General features: G+C 58.1%; 1 protein-coding gene. It reads left to right on the plus strand.

All coding sequences use genetic code 11. From position 1 onward, the window contains the following. On the plus strand, positions 1-203 hold a 203-nt coding region (locus tag BFP93_RS00085; protein WP_141687913.1), incomplete at both ends, for an immunoglobulin-like domain-containing protein.

Genomic DNA, 203 nt, shown 5'->3' on the forward strand with positions numbered 1-203 from the left:
GCAACGGGCGGCAACTTTGAGAAGTTGGAAGTTGCTGGCAACGGCGCAACCACCGCGATCAACGACACCATCGACAAGGTCGACGTGGTTCTGACCGCCACCACTACTGTTGGCGAAGGCGGCAACATCGTCTACACCGCCAGCCTTGTGGATAAAAACGGCGCGCCGGTGACCAACATCACCAATCCGTTGACCGTCACACT

This window comes from Pseudomonas sp. 44 R 15 (assembly GCF_900004965.1).
Taxonomy (GTDB): Bacteria; Pseudomonadota; Gammaproteobacteria; order Pseudomonadales; family Pseudomonadaceae; genus Aquipseudomonas; species Aquipseudomonas orientalis_A.